General features: G+C 63.3%; 17 protein-coding genes. 2 read left to right on the top strand and 15 right to left on the bottom strand.

Features of this window, described 5'->3' with window-relative positions; translation table 11 throughout:
* Nucleotides 1-210: 210 nt before the first annotated feature.
* The gene (hemE, locus tag JTY93_RS01905; protein WP_029296084.1) at nt 211-1,278 is read left to right on the top strand and encodes a uroporphyrinogen decarboxylase; all 1,068 of its coding nucleotides are present in this window, start codon (nt 211-213) and stop codon (nt 1,276-1,278) included.
* A gap of 119 nt (nt 1,279-1,397) precedes the next feature.
* Here the strand turns inward: hemE and JTY93_RS01910 are convergent, their stop codons facing one another.
* Nucleotides 1,398-2,639, bottom strand: coding sequence for an MFS transporter (locus JTY93_RS01910; protein WP_240344398.1), 1,242 nt, complete (start codon nt 2,637-2,639; stop codon nt 1,398-1,400).
* A 155-nt stretch (nt 2,640-2,794) separates the two neighbouring features.
* Between JTY93_RS01910 and JTY93_RS01915 the strand changes: the two genes are divergently transcribed.
* Nucleotides 2,795-3,688, top strand: coding sequence for a LysR family transcriptional regulator (locus JTY93_RS01915; protein ID WP_205477349.1), 894 nt, complete (start codon nt 2,795-2,797; stop codon nt 3,686-3,688).
* Between the two features lie 333 nt (nt 3,689-4,021).
* Here JTY93_RS01915 and JTY93_RS01920 read toward each other — a convergent pair whose 3' ends face one another.
* The 14 genes from JTY93_RS01920 to JTY93_RS01985 form a co-directional block, all read right to left on the bottom strand.
* Nucleotides 4,022-4,471, bottom strand: coding sequence for a hypothetical protein (locus tag JTY93_RS01920; protein WP_029296094.1), 450 nt, complete (start codon nt 4,469-4,471; stop codon nt 4,022-4,024).
* Between the two features lie 27 nt (nt 4,472-4,498).
* On the bottom strand, nt 4,499-5,725 hold the full coding sequence (locus tag JTY93_RS01925) for a beta-ketoacyl-ACP synthase (protein WP_070996545.1): 1,227 nt from the start codon (nt 5,723-5,725) through the stop codon (nt 4,499-4,501).
* Complete coding sequence (fabG, locus tag JTY93_RS01930; protein WP_205477350.1) at nt 5,725-6,453, bottom strand: 3-oxoacyl-ACP reductase FabG; 729 nt, start codon at nt 6,451-6,453, stop codon at nt 5,725-5,727. Before fabG ends, JTY93_RS01925 begins: the two co-directional genes overlap by 1 nt.
* The gene (locus JTY93_RS01935; RefSeq protein ID WP_205477351.1) at nt 6,446-6,910 is read right to left on the bottom strand and encodes a hotdog family protein; all 465 of its coding nucleotides are present in this window, start codon (nt 6,908-6,910) and stop codon (nt 6,446-6,448) included. The genes fabG and JTY93_RS01935 overlap by 8 nt, the downstream gene beginning before the upstream one ends.
* Nucleotides 6,907-8,073 (bottom strand): beta-ketoacyl-[acyl-carrier-protein] synthase family protein, encoded by a 1,167-nt coding sequence (locus JTY93_RS01940; RefSeq protein WP_205477352.1) that lies wholly within the window; start codon nt 8,071-8,073, stop codon nt 6,907-6,909. Before JTY93_RS01940 ends, JTY93_RS01935 begins: the two co-directional genes overlap by 4 nt.
* Nucleotides 8,070-8,552 carry a DUF3261 domain-containing protein gene (locus JTY93_RS01945; RefSeq protein WP_205477353.1) on the bottom strand — a complete coding sequence of 161 codons (483 nt, stop codon included), beginning with the start codon at nt 8,550-8,552 and terminating at the stop codon, nt 8,070-8,072. The genes JTY93_RS01940 and JTY93_RS01945 overlap by 4 nt, the downstream gene beginning before the upstream one ends.
* A complete protein-coding gene (locus JTY93_RS01950) occupies nt 8,549-9,283 on the bottom strand; it encodes a class I SAM-dependent methyltransferase (protein WP_205477370.1) in 735 nt (244 codons plus the stop codon). The genes JTY93_RS01945 and JTY93_RS01950 overlap by 4 nt, the downstream gene beginning before the upstream one ends.
* Nucleotides 9,284-9,294: 11 nt before the next feature.
* Nucleotides 9,295-10,542 carry an NAD(P)/FAD-dependent oxidoreductase gene (locus JTY93_RS01955; RefSeq protein ID WP_240357264.1) on the bottom strand — a complete coding sequence of 416 codons (1,248 nt, stop codon included), beginning with the start codon at nt 10,540-10,542 and terminating at the stop codon, nt 9,295-9,297.
* A gap of 57 nt (nt 10,543-10,599) precedes the next feature.
* The gene (locus tag JTY93_RS01960) at nt 10,600-12,912 is read right to left on the bottom strand and encodes an MMPL family transporter (RefSeq protein ID WP_205477354.1); all 2,313 of its coding nucleotides are present in this window, start codon (nt 12,910-12,912) and stop codon (nt 10,600-10,602) included.
* Nucleotides 12,902-13,552, bottom strand: a complete 651-nt coding sequence (locus JTY93_RS01965) for an outer membrane lipoprotein carrier protein LolA (protein WP_205477372.1) — start codon at nt 13,550-13,552, stop codon at nt 12,902-12,904. The genes JTY93_RS01960 and JTY93_RS01965 overlap by 11 nt, the downstream gene beginning before the upstream one ends.
* A gap of 149 nt (nt 13,553-13,701) precedes the next feature.
* Nucleotides 13,702-14,130, bottom strand: coding sequence for an acyl-CoA thioesterase (locus JTY93_RS01970; protein WP_029296114.1), 429 nt, complete (start codon nt 14,128-14,130; stop codon nt 13,702-13,704).
* Entirely contained in the window at nt 14,123-15,667 is a 1,545-nt protein-coding gene (locus JTY93_RS01975) for an HAL/PAL/TAL family ammonia-lyase (protein WP_205477355.1), read from the bottom strand. Before JTY93_RS01975 ends, JTY93_RS01970 begins: the two co-directional genes overlap by 8 nt.
* Nucleotides 15,648-16,586 (bottom strand): lysophospholipid acyltransferase family protein, encoded by a 939-nt coding sequence (locus JTY93_RS01980; protein ID WP_205477356.1) that lies wholly within the window; start codon nt 16,584-16,586, stop codon nt 15,648-15,650. Before JTY93_RS01980 ends, JTY93_RS01975 begins: the two co-directional genes overlap by 20 nt.
* Nucleotides 16,583-17,317: a glycosyltransferase family 2 protein gene (locus JTY93_RS01985; RefSeq protein WP_205477357.1), complete on the bottom strand. Its 735-nt coding sequence runs from the start codon at nt 17,315-17,317 to the stop codon at nt 16,583-16,585. Before JTY93_RS01985 ends, JTY93_RS01980 begins: the two co-directional genes overlap by 4 nt.
* Nucleotides 17,318-17,372 lie beyond the last annotated feature (55 nt).

Here is a 17,372-nt window from a genome sequence, read left to right on the forward strand (position 1 = left end):
TGGGAGCGGGCTTGCTCGCGAATGCGGTGTATCAGTCACTAAATAGGTCGACTGAGCCACCGCATTCGCGAGCAAGCCCGCTCCCACTTTTGTTTTGCGGCGCTCTCATATCCGCGACAAATTGACCCGATAGACAAAAGGCTGACCTGCAACCGTGCCTTTTGCGTCCGGCTCTGAGAAAATGCCCGCACTTTTTTTGCGGATGCCGACATGACTGCCCTCAAGAACGACCGTTTCCTTCGTGCCCTGCTCAAGCAACCTGTAGACGTCACCCCCGTGTGGATGATGCGTCAAGCCGGTCGCTACCTGCCGGAGTACCGCGCCAGCCGCGCCAATGCGGGCGATTTCATGAGCCTGTGCATGAATCCGGAGTTCGCCTGCGAAGTCACGATGCAGCCGCTGGACCGCTATCCACAACTGGATGCGGCCATCCTCTTCTCCGATATCCTGACCATCCCCGACGCCATGGGCCAAGGCCTGTACTTTGAAACCGGCGAAGGTCCACGTTTCAAGAAAGTGGTCAGCACCCTGGCCGATATCGAAGCTCTGCCGATCCCTGATCCCCACAAAGACCTCGGTTATGTGATGGACGCCGTCAGCACCATCCGCCGCGAGCTCAATGGCCGCGTACCGTTGATCGGCTTCTCCGGCAGCCCGTGGACCCTGGCCACCTACATGGTCGAAGGCGGTTCGTCGAAAGACTTCCGCAAGACCAAAGCCATGCTCTACGACAACCCACAAGCCATGCACCTGCTGCTGGACAAGCTGGCGCAGTCGGTCATTTCCTACCTCAACGGCCAGATCATGGCCGGTGCGCAAGCGGTGCAGATCTTCGACACCTGGGGTGGCAACCTGTCGGCGGCGGCTTACCAGGAATTCTCCCTGGCCTACATGCGCAAAATCGTCAGCGGCCTGATCCGCGAACACGAAGGCCGCAAAGTGCCGGTGATCATGTTCACCAAGGGCGGCGGCCTGTGGCTGGAAAGCATCGCCGACGCCGGTGCCGACGCATTGGGCCTGGACTGGACTTGCGACCTGGGCGAAGCCCGTCGCCGTGTGGGCAACCAAGTGGCCCTGCAAGGCAACATGGACCCGACCGTGCTCTACGCCAAGCCGGAAGCGATCCGTACCGAAGTAGGTCGCATCCTCGCCAGCTACGGCAAGGGCAGCGGCCACGTGTTCAACCTTGGTCATGGCATCACCCCGGAAGTGAACCCGGAGCATGCGGGCGCGTTCCTGCGGGCGGTGCATGAGTTGTCGGCGCAGTATCACGAATAACACGCAAAACATATGTGAGAGCGGGCTTGCTCGCGAATGCGGAGTGTCAGTTGATACATTCATGACTGATACACCGCTTTCGCGAGCAAGCCCGCTCGCACATTTGAAGCAACGCCGTATCAGGTCTTTACGTTCCCCAACGGCGGCAACTTCGCCAGCTTCAGCGCCACCAGCAGCGCAACGATCAACAGCGCAACGATAAACCCGCCAATCCCGTTCCAGCCGGCGTAATGCCAGAAAAACCCACCCGCCGTCCCGGCAATGCTCGACCCCGCGTAATAGCTGAACAAGTACAGCGACGAAGCCTGGCCCTTGGCTTTCAGCGCACGCCGGCCAATCCAGCTGCTGGCTACCGAGTGGGCGCCGAAGAAGCCGAAGGTGAAGATCAGCATGCCGATGATGATCAGTGGCAGCGGGCTGAACAGGGTCAGGGTGATGCCGGCGAGCATCAGTACGATAGTGGCCCACAGCATGCGACGCCGTCCCAGGCGGTCGGCCAGCGAGCCGATCTTCGCCGAACTGTAGATGCCCGACAGGTACACCACCGACAGCAAGCCCACCACCGCCTGGCTCAGGTCATAGGGATCGGCCAGCAAACGGTAGCCGATGTAGTTAAACAGCGTGACGAAGGCACCCATCAGCACGAAGGCTTCAAGGAACAGCCACGGCAGGCCGGCATCCTTGAAGTGCATGACGAAACCGTTGAGCAGGTTGCGCGGCTTGAGGCTACTGGCGCGGAAGTTGCGCGAGGGCGGCAGGATTTTCCAGAACACCGTCGCCGCAATCAGCGCCAGCGCGCCGATGATCAGCATTGCCGTGTGCCAGCTGACAAAGTCGATCAACACGCCAGTGATCAGGCGCCCGCTCATGCCACCAATCGCATTGCCGCCGATATACAGGCCCATGGCCAGGCCGATGTGCTGCGGATGGATCTCTTCGCTGAGGTAGGTCATGGCCACGGCCGCCAAGCCACTGAGGGACAGGCCGAGCAGCGCGCGCATCCACAGGATGCCTTCCCAGGTCGGCATCAGGCCGCTGGCGATGGTGCATACCGCCGCGCAGAACAGCGAGGTGACCATCACCGGCTTGCGCCCCAGGCGGTCGGAGATCGGTCCGGTGATCAACAGGCCAAAAGCGAGCATCGCCGTGGAGACTGAGAGGATCAGGCTGCTCTGCGCGGCATTGATGGAGAACTCATGGGACAGCGCCGGCATCATCGGCTGCACGCAATACAGCAGGGCAAAGGTGGCAAATCCGCCGGAAAACAGGGCCAGCACCGTGCGCATGAACATCGGCGTATCTTTTTCGATGTACACATCGTTGAGTTGCGCCACCACCTCGTCGAGGGCGGTGGGTGGCAGTTCCTGGGAGAGTGGAGCAACAGCAGATTTCACGCGGGACCTCGGTGGCAAAGGCTGCCAGGGCTGGCAATGAAAAAAGAATATAGCTGGCTAATGATTCTTTCCAATATATTGTTCGACCTGTTTGATAGCTTTTACGACCTAATGAGGTTTTCATGGAATTGCGCCACTTGCGCTACTTCATCGCCGTGGCTGAAGAGCTGCATTTCGGCCGGGCTGCTCAGGTATTGGGCATCTCCCAGCCGCCGTTGAGCCAGCAGATACAGGCCCTGGAACAGGAGGTCGGCGCCCGGCTGTTCGAGCGTACCAACCGTCGGGTCGAGCTGAGCGAGGCAGGGCGATTGTTCCTCGCGGAAGCCCGATTGGTACTGGCTCAGGTCGACAAGGCCGCAGACGTAGCGCGCCGTGCGCAGTTGGGGGAGTTGGGCGAATTGAAGATTGGCTTCACCTCGTCGGCGCCGTTCAACTCCAGCATCCCAAAGGCGATTTTTGCTTTTCGTCAGGCCTTCCCGGCAGTGCATTTGAATTTGCAGGAAATGAGCAGCACCGAAGTGGCGGGCGCGCTGGTGGACGAGTCGATCCAGGTCGGCTTGATGCGTCCGTTGCCCCTGCCAGACTCGTTGAGTGTCGTGGAGTTGATGCGCGAGCCCCTGGTGGCGGTGCTGAGTGCCGGCCATCCGTTGGCCCAAGGCAGCGAACGTGGCCTGCACCTGACGCAGTTGGCTGACGAGCCTTTTGTATTTTTCCCACGGGCCTATGGCAGTGGTTTATATGCGCAACTGATCAACCTGGCCCGCGATGCCGGCTTCAGTCCGTACTTCGCCCAGGAGGCCGGCGAGGCCATGACTATCATCGGTCTGGTGGCGGCGGGGTTGGGGGTGTCGGTGTTGCCGGCGTCGTACCAGCGCATCCGCATCGACGGCGTGGTCTACCGCACCTTGCTCGACCCTGAGGCAGTGACGGCGGTGTGGCTGGTGCAGCGTAAAGACCAGCAGTCGCCCATGGCCAAGGCGTTTGTCGAGCTGCTGACGCGCAAGGCGTTGGTGTAGCGGCGGTCACATATCAGGTAACGGAACCGGTTTAGCGATTTGCCTTGGCGTTGCGCAAAATCGTTTCTTTTTCACTGAGTGACATGGATGACACTTCTCTATCAACCCAAAGACAGGAGGCGTTTTGCCACGGATTGTCCTATCCGGCTTTTCAGGCATACTGCCCCGGTTCCCGAAAGGGGCTTGTGAGACTCTGAGGATCCTGGAAATCCAGCTATCGCAGAGCCGGGCAGGACAAGGGCGATGACAAGCCAGCCTGCTTGTGAAGAGGGCGCCGAAAGGCGCCCTTTGTCGTTTCTGGTGTTAGGTGGATGCTGGCTTGCCAGGCGCCACTCAGTTCTGCTTCGACGTCCCCGTCTCCTTGAACAACTGCGCCGCCGTACCCGCTTGCGCCGCGCCGTTTGTGCGCAGCCCGGCCATGATGTCGCGGTCGAGCATGCTCACCCAGCGGTTGTAGTTGCGATGAATCTTGCCGTCCTTGTAGCCCAGTTCCTGGCTGTCGCGGTAGGTGATGGCGTAGCTGGTGCCGGTATAGCGGATGTCGATTTCGGCGTAGTAGCGGTTGCGCACGTTGATCTGGGCCTGGATCAGGCGTGGGTCGGCGCGCTGGACGGTCCAGTTGCGCTTGTCCAGGGCGGTGAGGATGCTCTGTTTCATTTTCTCTTCGCTGACTTGCTCGTTGGCGGCGAGCGCGTGCTGGGTGTTGAGCACCGGTTTGCTGGTACAGCCGGCAGCGGTCAGCAGGGTCAGGGCGATGAGGGTGGCGCGCAGCAACGAAGACATTCCGTTTTCTCCAATCAAATAAAAGGCTTACTGCCAGCGGCGAAAGATCAGCGACGTGTTGACGCCGCCAAAGGCAAAGTTGTTGTTCATCACGTAGTCGTTATGCATCTGGCGGAACTCGCCGCGCAGGTAATCCAGTTCGCCGCAGCGCGGGTCGACTTGATCGAGGTTGAAGGTCGGCACGTATTGGTCACGGTTCATCATCTCGATGCTGAACCACGACTCCAGCGCCCCACAGGCACCCAGGGTATGGCCCAGGAAACTCTTCTGCGAACTGATGGGCATGCGGCTGCCGAACAGGCTGCTGGTGGCCAGGGTTTCGGCAATGTCGCCTTGTTCGGTGGCGGTGCCGTGGCCGTTCACGTAGCCGATGGCATCGGGCGTCAGGCCGGCATCTTCCAGGGCCAGTTCCATGGCCCGGCGCATGGTGACCTGCTCGGGACGGGTGGTGTGCTGGCCGTCGGCATTGCTGCCAAAGCCGACGATCTCGGCATGGATATGCGCGCCACGGGCCAAGGCATGCTCCAGCTCCTCAAGCACCAGCATGCCGCCGCCTTCGCCGATCACCAGGCCGTCGCGACCGCTGTCGTAGGGACGTGGGCTGGTTTGCGGGGCGTCGTTTTTCAGGCTGGTGGCGTAGAGTGCATCAAACACCATGGCTTCGGTGGGGCACAGTTCTTCGGCGCCGCCGGCGAGCATCAGTGGCAGGCGACCGAACTTGATCGCTTCATAGGCATAGCCAATGCCCTGGCTGCCGCTGGTGCAGGCGCTGGACGTGGGGATCAGGCGCCCGGTAAGGCCAAAGAAAATGCTGATATTGGCCGCGGTGGTGTGCGGCATCATGCGCACATAGGAGTTGGCGTTCAGGCCCTCGGCCACCGAATTGAGCAGCATATTGCCAAAGGCCTTGATCTCATCGGTGCTGCCGGTGGATGAGCCGCAAGCCACGCCCATGCGCCCATCCTTGATCGATGCATCGCCCAGCAGGCCGGCGTCCTGTAGTGCCTGCTCTGCTGCCCACACGGCCAGGCGCGAGACCCGGCCCATGCTGCGCAGTTGTTTGCGGGTCCAGTGGGCCGGCACCACGAAGTCGTCAATCGGCCCGGCCAGGCGGGTGTTCAGTTCGCTGAAGCGGTCCCACTCGTCCATGCGCCGGATACCGCTGCGCTGGGCACGGAAGTTGGCGACGATGGTTTCCCAGTCGCAGCCCAAGGAGGTCATGCCGGCCATGCCGGTGACTACCACACGTTTCATCAGCACAGGCCCCCGTTCACGGCCAGGACCTGGCGGGTGATGTAGCCGGCTTCGGCCGACATCAGGAAGTTCACCGCGCTGGCGACCTCTTCGGGGGTGCCCATGCGTTGTGCGGGGATCATCTTCATCAACTCTTCCACCGGCACATTCTCATCGAGCATGGCCGTGTCGATCAGGCCGGGAGCCACGCAGTTGACGGTGATCTTGCGCTTGCCCAACTCGATTGCCAGGGCCTTGGCCGCGCCGATCAAGCCGGCCTTGGACGCGCTGTAGTTGACCTGGCCGCGATTGCCGATCAGCCCCGAGACCGAAGTGATGCACACAATGCGCCCGGCCGCGCGACGGCGGATCATCGGCATCATCACCGGGTGCAGCACGTTGTAGAACCCATCGAGATTGGTGCGCATCACCACGTCCCAGTCGTCTTCCGACAGCGCCGGAAACGCGCCATCGCGGGTCAGCCCGGCGTTGAGCACCACACCGTAATAGGCGCCGTGGGCTTCAACGTCGGCTTCGAGGATCTGCTTGCAGGTGGCACGGTCTGCCACATCGAATTGCAGCACCCGCGCCTTGCGGCCCAGGGTCTGGATTTCGACCTGTACGGCATCCGCTTCGGCACGACCACTGCGGCAATTCAGCACGATGTCATGGCCGGCCTGGGCCAGGCGCAGGGCGATAGCGCGGCCGATACCCCGGCTGGAGCCGGTGACCAGTACGGATTCAGTCATGACGCGTGTCCTTCGATTCAGCTAAATAGTTGGCCGCCTGGGGCGGTCGAAATACGTTCAGGCGCGCGCTGGCCTGGATCCCGTCGCCGGTCAGGTTGCATTCGAACACACCCATGCCGTTGTCGTCTTCCAGGGAGCGCAGGCCGTGGATGGTCAGCTCGGTGCCGGCGGGAAAGTGCTCGACGTTGCATTCGAACTTACGGGTGCCCAGCAGGAACCCCAATTCCACCGCGTCGCCGTTCTGGCGTGCGCGACAGCCAGCATAGGCGGCGACGCTTTGCGCCATCAACTCGACGCCGACCCAGGCCGGCAGGCTGCCGTCGGGGCGGTTGAACAGGCCACCGGGCTTGACGGTGAGGCGGGTGCGGATCTGCTCTTGATCGAACGACAGCACCTGGTCGATCAGGATCATGTCCCCGGCGTGGGGCAGCAGTTCGGCGAGCGGCCAATGGGTCATGGGGCGTCTCCGATAATCAGGCTGACGTTATTGCCGCCGAAGGCAAACGAGTTGCTCATCAGGCAGCGTTTTTCCAGGGTGTCGCCGACCTTGGCCCAGCGCAGGGCGGGCAGCGCCGGGTCGGCCTGGCCGTCCCAGATATGCGGCGCCAGCATGCCCTCGACCAGGCTGAGCCAGCAGAACGCTGCTTCCAGCGCCCCGGCGGCGCCAAGGGTGTGGCCGGTCATCGGCTTGGTCGAGGAGCAGGCCACGCCAGCGGGAAACAGCGTCGCCACGGCCAGGCTTTCCATGGCGTCGTTATGCTGGGTCGCGGTGCCGTGCAGGTTCAGGTAGCCGATCTGCTCCGGTGCCAACTTCGCATTGGCCAGGGCCTTGCTCATCGCCTGCAAAGCGCCCTTGCCCGTGGGTTCCGGCGCGGAAATATGGTGTGCATCGCAGCTCGCGCCGCTGCCCAGCAGGGCAATGGGGGCCGGGGTCTTGCTCATCAGGAACAGCACCGCCGCCTCGCCGATATTGATGCCATTGCGGTTCACCGAAAACGGGTTGCAACGCTCGGAGGACACTGCCTCCAGCGAGGTAAAGCCATTGAGGGTCAGCTTGCACAGGCTATCGACCCCGCCACACAGCACGGCATCGCACAAGCCCAGGTCCAGCAGGCGGCGCGCGCTCATCATCGCGCGGGCGCTGGAGGTGCAGGCCGTGGAAATCACATAGGCCGGGCCGCTCAGTTGCAGCCAGTCGGCGAGGAAGTTGGCCGGGGCGCCGAGTTCTTGTTGCCGGTAGTCGTAATCCTCGGGGAACTGCCCTTGTTGCAGGTAATGGGCAATGCCGCGACTGGCTTCATCGATGCCCGAGGTGCTGGTGCCCAGTACGATGCCGATGCGCGAGGCGCCAAAGGTCTGGATCGCCTGCTGGATCGGGCCTTCGATCTGCAAGGCGGCCTCCAGCAGCAACTGGTTATTGCGGCTGTTCTGTTGGGCCAGGTGCGGCGGCAGCGGCGCCAGTTCGCCGGGCACGCTGCACACCGGCAGCACCCGCTCGGGTACCCAGCCGCTCTCGGCGCGCATGCCCGAACAATCCCCGGCAAACAGGTTGCGCCGCACTTGCTGCTGGCCACGGCCCAGGGCGCAAATGATCCCGAGGGCATTGAGGTAGGCGGTCATGGGCTGCTCTCAAGCGCGGTGACACGATAATCCAGGTGCTGGCCGGGCATGCTCACGGTGAAGGTCAGGGGCGCGCGGTAAATCACTTGCCAGTGCGGCTTGAGCGCCCGCACGCCGTCGTCTTCACGGGCTTGGGGGTAGTTGCCTGGCAGCTCGGCGGCGGGCGTCAAAGCAAACAGCAAGGCGGCAAACAATTCACGGGCCTGGGGATTGGGCGGCAATAAACCATCTGCCTGCCAACTGCCGGCCACCAGTTTCTGCCGGGCCAGGGGGATGCCCAGAGGGTCCATCAGCGACCAGCGCAGCGCTTCGCCCTCGCGCTGGATCACCAGCAGCCAGTCCTGGCGCTGGCCGTCCTGCTCGCGCTCGATATGCAATTGCACGGGCAAGGCCAGGCTTGGCGCATGCACCGGCAGCGGCGGCTGGCTGGCGCAGGCGCTCAGCAGCAACAGGCAGCCGATCAACAACACACGGATCATGCTGGCGGGCCTGTGAGTGGCTTGCGTGCGACCACATTCACCAGGGTTTCTTCACGCTCGCCAAACGGTTTGGGCCGGCGCAGGCCCCAACGCTCCAGCAGGCCGAAGTCAGTCGAACGGCTCCACCACAGGTACGGGTACGAGATATTCTGCGGGCCGAACTCGAAACCCTGGTCGCGGATCATCTCCAGGTACTCGGCGGCGCTTTTCTGCACATGCATCGGGTGGCGGAACAGCCAGCGAATTACCCAGGTATCGATATAGGCTTCGGTGGACTCGGCAAACAGCAGGTAACCGCCGGGCTTGAGCACCCGATAAAACTCGGTCAGCGCCCGTTGCTGCTCCACCAGGTGGTGGAAAGTCTGGTGGCAGAACAGGATGTCGACACTTTCATCGGCCACTTTAAGCGTTGCGCAATCGCTGCCGATCAATTCGATCTCAATGCCCTGGCGTGCGGCTTCGGCACGGCTCAAATCGAGGCTGTGCGGGTCGGCGTCCAGGCCGATCAGGCGCTTGGGGGCGAACACCTGCTGTAAATAGCGGAACGACTTGCCCTGGCCACAACCGGCATCTAGCAGCACTGGCGCCTGTGGCAACGGCGCGCTGAACAGGCTGCGCAGGTCGTTGATGGCCACGCGCAGCACGTGATGCTGCCAGGTGTGGCTGCGCAGGAACCAGAAGCCGAATTTGGTTTCTTCGACGTAGTTTTTGCTCAAGTACTCTTTTGACACAGATGGGTTGCTCATAGGTTTTCCCCCGCGCAGATTTCCGAAAGCATCCGCAAGCGGCGCTTGGGTTCGCTGACAAACGGGTTGCGCTCGTCCCAGGCATAACCGGCGAGGATCGAGCTGATCATGCGGCGGATCTCCGGGGAGCTGCCTGGGTGGTAGATCACATCCTGGAACGTGCCGGCGTACCAGCCTTCGACGTAGCAACGGAAGGTGTCGACCCCGCGCTTGAGTGGCTCGGCAAACTCGGTCTGCCAGTCCACGCTTTCGCCCTTGAGCTGGCGGTGCAAGAGGCCGGCGGCCATGCTGGCCGAGCGCATGGCGATGGTCACGCCGGAGGAGAACACCGGGTCGAGGAACTCTGCCGCGTTGCCCAGCAGCGCAAAGCCCGGGCCGTGCAAGGTGGTGACGTTGGCCGAGTAGCCGCCGATGGTCCGCGCCGGGGTGTCCCAGACCGCGTTCGCCAGCACCTTGGACAGGCTCGGGGTTTGCTCGATAAAGCCGCGCAGGCAGGCATCCAGATCCCCATCGCAACCATCGAAATGCTCCTTGGCCGCGACCACGCCCACCGAGCAGCGCCCGTTACTGAACGGGATGGTCCAGAACCAGATATCACGTTGGGTGGGGTGGGTGGTGATGAGGATCTTGCTGCGGTCGAAGCCCGGGTGTTCGATACGGTCTTCGACGTGGGTGAACACCGCCTGGCGCAACGGAAAGTTCGAGGGTGCTTCCAGGTTCAGCAGGCGGGGCAGCACGCGGCCGTAACCGCTGGCGTCGAGCACGAAGCCGGCCTTGATGTGGTATTCGCGGCCGTTCTCGCGGCGCACATGCAGGTAGCGGTGGCCAGCAGCAAAATCCACCCCGACCAGGGTCTGGCCGTAACGGATCTCCACGCCTTGCAGCGCCGCCTGATCGGCCAGCAACTTGTCGAAATCGGCACGTTGGACCTGAAAGGTGGTGGGCTTGCCTGCGCTGAACGTGTCACCGAAATCAAAGGCACTGTAGCGCTCGCCCCAGGCAAACGCGGCACCGGTTTTCAGTTGGAAACCGGCGGCGTTGACCGCCTCGAGCATGCCGGCTTCTTCGATAAAGTCGATGCAGTGGGACAGCAGGCTCTCGCCGATGGAAAAACGCGGGAAGTGCTCGCGCTCGATGATCAACACATCGTGGCCGTTACGCTTGAGCAACGCGGCTGCAATGGCACCGGACGGACCGGCACCGATCACCACGACCTGGCGACGTTCCATTTCAACTGTGGGCACTGTGGCTCCTTGCCGGGTTGGCGATCATCACATTCAACTCAAAAAAATTAGTGGGCGTCATTGCGCATGTTCCTGGCGGCCGGCCCATGGCGCCAGCATAAAGCTGAAAGCCAGGCCCAGGCTGACCGACAGGCCGAAATTACTTACCGCCGGTGTGCTGGAGACTGCCAGCAAACCAAAGGACAGCCAGGTGGTGACGGCGGCCAGCAATGTCCCCAGCAGACTGACCGCGGCACCGCCGATCTGTTCGCGCATGAGGATCGCATAATCGACGCTGATCGCTGTGACCAGCAGCAGGCCAAACAGGCTGAACAGGGTCAACGGTTGCCCCAGCCAGCCGAGGCTTGCCAGGCTGCACAGGGCGGCCAGCAGCGGCAGGGCGACAATGCGCAGTGCGCCGCCCAGGCCGAAGGGCAGGACCAGCAGCAAGACGATCAGTACACAGGACAATAATTTCAATTCGGCGGCGCTGACCTGGGTCGCGGCAAATACCTGGTTCAAGTCGCCGAGGCGGTCTACCAGTTGCACGCCCGGCAAATCCTGGGCCTGGACCCGTAGCAGCGCCGGGTTGTTCAGGCCTTGCAGGCTGACCATCGCCGCCACGCCGCCATCGACATTGCCCAGCCATAACAGGCGCCAGGGCTCGGCCAATGGTCCCCTCAGGGCCGCGTCGATATCTTCGGTGGGCAGCGCCTGCAGTTGCGCCAGCTCGGCTTGCAGGGCGCTGGTGGGGATGCCGAGGTCCAGCAGCGGTTGCCACAGCGCCGGCAATTGCTTGAGGGCTTCGCGCACTTGCTGCTGTTCGCTGGGCGTGCTGACCAGTTGATTGAGCGCCAGGTAGCCCTGGAGCTTGTCCATATGCACCAGTTGATCCAGACGCTGGCTCAGCGCTGCCTGGCGCTCCAGCAATTGTTGTTGATTGTCCGCACGCACCAGGAAGAACTGGCTGGTGGGCTGGTAGCCGGTGATGCGCGCAATGGCCTGGGCTTCTTGCAGCAACTGCGGCGGCGCGCCGATCCACTGGCGAATATCGTTCTTGCTGTTCAACTGCCACAGGCCACCGGCGCAGAACAGCAGGGCCAGCACTAGCAGCGCCTGGCTTGGCAGGCGTTTGAGCAGCGACTCGCGCACCCCCAGCAGGAATTCGGCGACCCGCAGCGGCCATTGTGCCGGGCGCAGGTCCATGCCGCTGAGCAGCGCCGGCAACAGGCACACTGCCGACAGGTAGGCGCCCACCAGGCCGGCGGCGGAGAACACGGCGATCTGGGTCAGCGCCGGGAACGGCGTCCAGGCCAGGGCCAGGTAGCCGATGCAACTGGTGGCCAGGCTCAGGCTCAGGCCCGGCAGGGTCAGGCGCAAGGCCGGCCAACTGCGCCAGGGTTGCAGGCTCCAACTCTTGGACAGGTAGTGCAGCGGGTAGTCGACCGCGACGCCGATCAGGCTCGCGCCCAGCACCAGGGTCATTACATGCATATGGCCAAACAGCGCCACGCAGGCGACTGCGCCAAACAGCATGCCCACCAGCACCGGGACAAAGGCCAGCAACACGCGCCAACGGCGGAACGCCAGCAGCAACAGCAACAGAATCCCCACCGTTGCGCCACCGCCGACCCAGGTCATCTCGCGGCTGGCCTGCTGTTGACCGTTGGCCGCGTACAGCAGGCCACTGGCGGCAAGCAGTTGCACGCCTTGCTCGCTGGCCTGGTCGCGGCTGGCTTGCAGGAGGTCGGCGACTTGCAGCGGCAGTTTCATATCAAAGGCATTACCTTTGGTACGCGCGCGCAGCAGTACCCAGCTCTTGCCGTCGGCATCGGCGATCAACGCGCCGCTGCCAATATCCAGTTGCACCGCGCCGTGTTGCGGCTGGCTGTTCTGGATGCGCCCGGTCAGGCCCAGCCAATCGTCCTGGCTCGACACCAGGCTGAAGCCGGTAAAGGGGTCGAACAGTGTCTGCACCCGCTGCTGGATAAAGGCTTCGGGCTCGGCGATCAGCTGTTCGCGGTCCTTGGCCGAAAGCATCGCCAGGCGACCTTGCAGTAATTGCTGGCGCAGGGCTGGCAGGTCGGCCTGCAGGGTCCAGGTGACCTTCTCAAACAGGCCACTGGATTGCCAGCGCTCACCCAGTTGTTGGGCCATGGTCAGCGCTTGCTGGCGCTCGGCATGCCCGACCAGCACCAGCATCTCGCGGTTCAGCGGTTCCTGCATGCGCTGCTCGGCCGCCAGTTCCAGGGCGTTCGGAGTGTTGCCCGGCACCAGCTCCATCAGGTTCGCCGACAACGGCGCGCCATGGCGCCATTGCCAGCCGGCCAGGGCCAGCACGGCCACCAGCAGGATCAGGAACAGGTGCGGCAACCAACGCTCACTGGGCAAAGTCGTGTTGCTCCGCGTCGCTCAAGGGTTGCGTGCTGGTGCTGTCCTGCATGCGCAGCAGGGTACTGTCGCCCTGGGTTTCCAGCAGTTCGATGGTGTGCACCAACTCGCCGCCATCGATATTGATCTGGGTGAACACTTGCTTGAGCAGCAGCGAGCGTGGGATCAGCGTGAGTTTCCAGGCCTTGGCCTCGCCTTGCAGTTGCAATTCGAAGTCGCGCTGCAAGCCACTGCTGTCGCCTTGCAACACGGCAAGGAACAAGCGGTTCTGCTCGGCCCCGGCGCTTTTGTTCGGCAGGGGCTGCCAGCCGTTGGCATCGCGGCGGGCTATGCCTTGGGCGTTGATGCGATAGTCCTGTTGCAACGGGGTTTTGAGTAGCCAGAGCAGGCCGTGGTCCCGGGCCAATACGAAGGTGCCTTTGCTGGTCAACGGCTGGGGCAGGGCACGCAGGTGTTTCTCCTGGATAAAGTTGCCATGGATCACCGAGGGCTTGGCCAACTGATCGCTCAGTTGTTGCAAGTCGAAGGCATAAGCCCCAAAGCTCAAAAACAACCCAACCCCTGTAGGCGCGAGCTTACTCGCGACAAACCCGAGGACGCCGCGCAGTGTCAGGCACCCCGCGTTATCGTTGACGACCATCGCGGGCAAGCCCGCTCCTACAGGGCCGTCCTTTCGACACTCCTTTGTAGGAGCGAGCTTGCTCGCGAAAAACCGGAGGACGCCGCGCAGCGTCAGGCACCCCGCGTTATCGTTGACGACCATCGCGGGCAAGCCCGCTCCCACAGGGGTCAGCATTTCAGGGCCCTTTCGACGGCGGTGGTGAATACGCTGGGCGAGGCCAACTGCATTTCGCGGCTGGCGATTTCGACGGCCACTTGCACGGTGCTGGCGCGGGTCAGGCGTTCGCCGCTGGCAAGGTCGGTGATCAGGTAGTTGACCTTCAAGCGGTTCTCCCACTCCACCAGGCTGGCGCGCACGTTGATGGTCTGGCCAAAGGTGGCGCCACGCACGTAGCGCAGTTGCATGTCGATCACCGGCCACGCATAGCCGGATTCGAGCATCGCCGTGTAGTTGTGGCCGAGCTTGTCCAGCAGCGCGCAACGGGCGATTTCCAGGTATTTCACGTAATGGCCGTGCCAGACCACGTTCATCGTGTCGATGTCGAAGAACGGCACGAGGATCTGCGTGTCGCTGTGCAATACGCCGGGGCTACGCATGCAGCCTCCAGTGTTGTGCGGCGATACGTTGCAGGCACAGGCGCAGTTCGCCTTCCAGGGCGCGGTCTTCAATCACCGGCGGGAAGTCCTTGGCCAACTCGATGTGCATGGCGGCCAGGGCCGGCGGCAATGGTCGTGCATCGTCGACCTGGGCGCGCAGCCACACCCCCTGGTTGGCAGCGAGCAAGGTGGCGGCGGCCACCTGTTCGGTCAGCTCCAGTACGCGGATCGCATCGCGGGCGGCGATGGTGCCCATGCTCACCTTGTCCTGGTTGTGGCATTCGGTGGAGCGCGAGAACACGCTGGCCGGCATGGTGTTTTTCAACGCTTCGGCAGTCCAGGCGCTGGTGCCGATCTGCACAGCCTTGAAGCCGTGGTTGATCATCGCGCGATCCGCCGGGGCGCCCGACAGGTTGCTCGGCAAACCATGGTTGTAACGCTCGTCCACCAGCAGTGCCAGTTGTCGGTCGAGCAGGTCGGCGACGTTGGCCACCAGGTTTTTCAGGCTGTCCATGGCAAAGGCGATATGCCCGCCGTAGAAGTGCCCACCGTGCAGCACGCGCTCGGCCTCGGCATCGATGATCGGGTTGTCGTTGGCGCTGTTGAGTTCGATCTCGATAAACGAACGCAGCCAGTTCAGGCTGTCGGCCAGCACGCCGAGGACGTGGGGCGCGCAGCGCAGCGAGTAGCGATCCTGCAGGCGGTGCAGTGGCGCGGTCGGGGCGTCGATGGCCAGGTCCTTGCGCAGCCAGGCCGCAACCTGCATCTGCCCGGGGTGCGGCTTGGCGGCGAACAGGCGTTCGTCAAAGTGCTCCGGGTTGCCTTGCAGCGCCACCACGTTCAACGCGGTGATGCGCGTGGCCAGTTGCAGCAGGTAGTCGGCGCGGGCAAAGGCCAGGCAGGCGAGGCCGGTCATCACGGCGGTGCCGTTCATCAGTGCCAGAGCTTCCTTGGGCCGCAGCACCAACGGTGTCCAGCCCAGTTCGCGGTGGACGTCAGCGGCCTGGCGGCGCTCGCCGTGGAACAGTACTTCGCGTTCGCCGGACAAGGTCGCAGCTACGTAGGACAGCGGCGTCAGGTCGCCGCTGGCGCCCACCGAACCCTCTTCGGGGATCAGCGGCAAGATGTCGTGTTCAAGGAACGCATGCAGGCGTTCCAGCAGTTCAACCCGTACCCCGGACACGCCATGGCACAACGACTGCAAGCGCGCCGCGAGTACCGCACGGGTGGCCTGGGCGTCGAGCAATTTACCCAGGCCGCAGCCGTGGAAGGTGTACAGGTGACGCGGCAAGGCCTCGACATGCTGCAACGGCACCGCCACCACGCACGAGTCGCCGTAGCCGGTGGTCACGCCGTAGATCACGCCTTCCTTGTCCAGCAGCGAATCGAGAAACTGCGCGCCCTTGGCGATGCGCTGGCGGTACCCGGCATCGTCTTGCAGGCGGGTGGGCGCCTGACGGTTGGCCAGGGCCAGCACGTCTTCGATGCGCAAAGGGAGTTCGCCGAAGGTTACCGGCTCAAGCAGATGCGTCGTCATCGGTCTTCCAGAAAGGGTAAAAGTTGAACCATTGTTGGGGCGCTTGCAGGCAGAACTGGCCCAGGCGCTCGGCATAGCGAGCGGCCCAGTTGGCGAGCACTTGCTGGCGGTCGCTGCGTTTCCATTCGATCAATTGGGCGAAGGGTTCGATGATCAATCGATAGCGCCCCTGGTGCTTGAGGCACATCAGCAGGTTGACCGGGCATTTGAGCAGGCCGGCCAGCAGCCATGGGCCCTGGGGGAATGCCGCGTCATGGCCGAGGAAATCCACGCGCACCGTGCGCCCGCCATGCAGCGGGATACGGTCGCCGGCAATCGCCAGCCATTCACCGTCGTCCAGGCGCTGGCTGAGCAGCAGCATCACCGCCGGGTCCAGTTCGCTGACCTGGATCAGCCGCAGGTTACTCGCCCCGGCTTCGCCCAGCAGGCGGTTGAACTGTTCGGCATGCTTGGTATGCACCAGCACGTTCATGGTGACTTTCTCGCCCAGTTCCGCCAGGGCGCGGCACACTTCCAGGTTGCCCAGATGTGCGCCCACCAGCATCTGCCCGCGCTCGCCACGCAGTTGCCCGCGCAGTTGGGCGGGGTCGATGATTTCGATCTGTTCCAGGCGCAGCTTGCCGTTCCAGACGTCGAGCTTGTCCAGCAAGGCGTCGGCGAAGGCCATGAACTGGCCGAAGACCTTGGTGTGGCTGGGGCGCAGGTCGTCGCGTCCGCTCCAGTCGGCCAGGCGCTGCTGGTATTGCCAGATGCTCTGGCGCGCAGTGCGGCCAAACAGGAAAAAGTACAGGACGATGCCATACAGCAACGGGCTCAGCAGCCGGCGCCCGAGGACTTTGGCGGCGAACGCGGTGAGTTTCATCAGCCAGAAACTGCCGCGCTCCTGGCGGTCGGCCCAGTGCCGGGTGTTTTCGCTCATACCTGCCACCGACGCCACAGGATCTTTGGCGCGCGTATCAACATGCCGAAAAACAGCCGGGTGTGCATCGACGAAATCAGCAGGTTGTCGTGGAACAGCCGAAAGTGCGACAGGCCATCGGCCGGGTAATGCACCTTGGTCGGCAGCCAGCGCATCGGCTGGTTGCGCCACGACAGGCGCACGAGGATGTCGGAGTCGAAATCCATGCGTTTGCCGATCCGCGCCGAGTCCATCAGCGCCAGCACCGGTGACAGGGGGTAGATGCGAAAGCCACACATCGAATCGCGGATCTGCAGAGACAGGCTGTTGATCCATACCCAGACGTGGGTCAGGTAACGGGCGTAGAGGCGGCCCTTGGGCACGCTGTCGTCGTATTCGGGGTAGCCGCAGATCACCGCGTCAGGGTGGGTGCGCGAGGCGTCGAGAAACAGCGCGACTTCGCGCAGGTCGTGCTGGCCGTCGGCGTCTACTTGCAGGGCGTGGGTGAAGCCCAGGCGTGCGGCTTCGCGAAAACCGTTCTGCACTGCCCCGCCCTTGCCCTGGTTGGTGGGCAGGGTCAGCAGCGACACGTTATCCAGGCTCGCCAGTTGCGCCAGCACCGCCGCGCAGGCCGGGCTGCTGCCATCGTCCACCAGCAGGCAGGGCAGGCCGTGGTCCAGCAGGCTACGGACCACGGCGGGCACGGCGGCTTCGTGGTTGTAGACCGGGATCAGGGCGCAGGGGTTATGCATGATCGGGGTTCCCTGCGAGACCGAGTTGCCTGCATCGCAGGCAAGCCAGCTCCCA

The sequence above is a fragment of the Pseudomonas hygromyciniae genome (genome assembly GCF_016925675.1).
GTDB classification, from domain to species: domain Bacteria; phylum Pseudomonadota; class Gammaproteobacteria; order Pseudomonadales; family Pseudomonadaceae; genus Aquipseudomonas; species Aquipseudomonas hygromyciniae.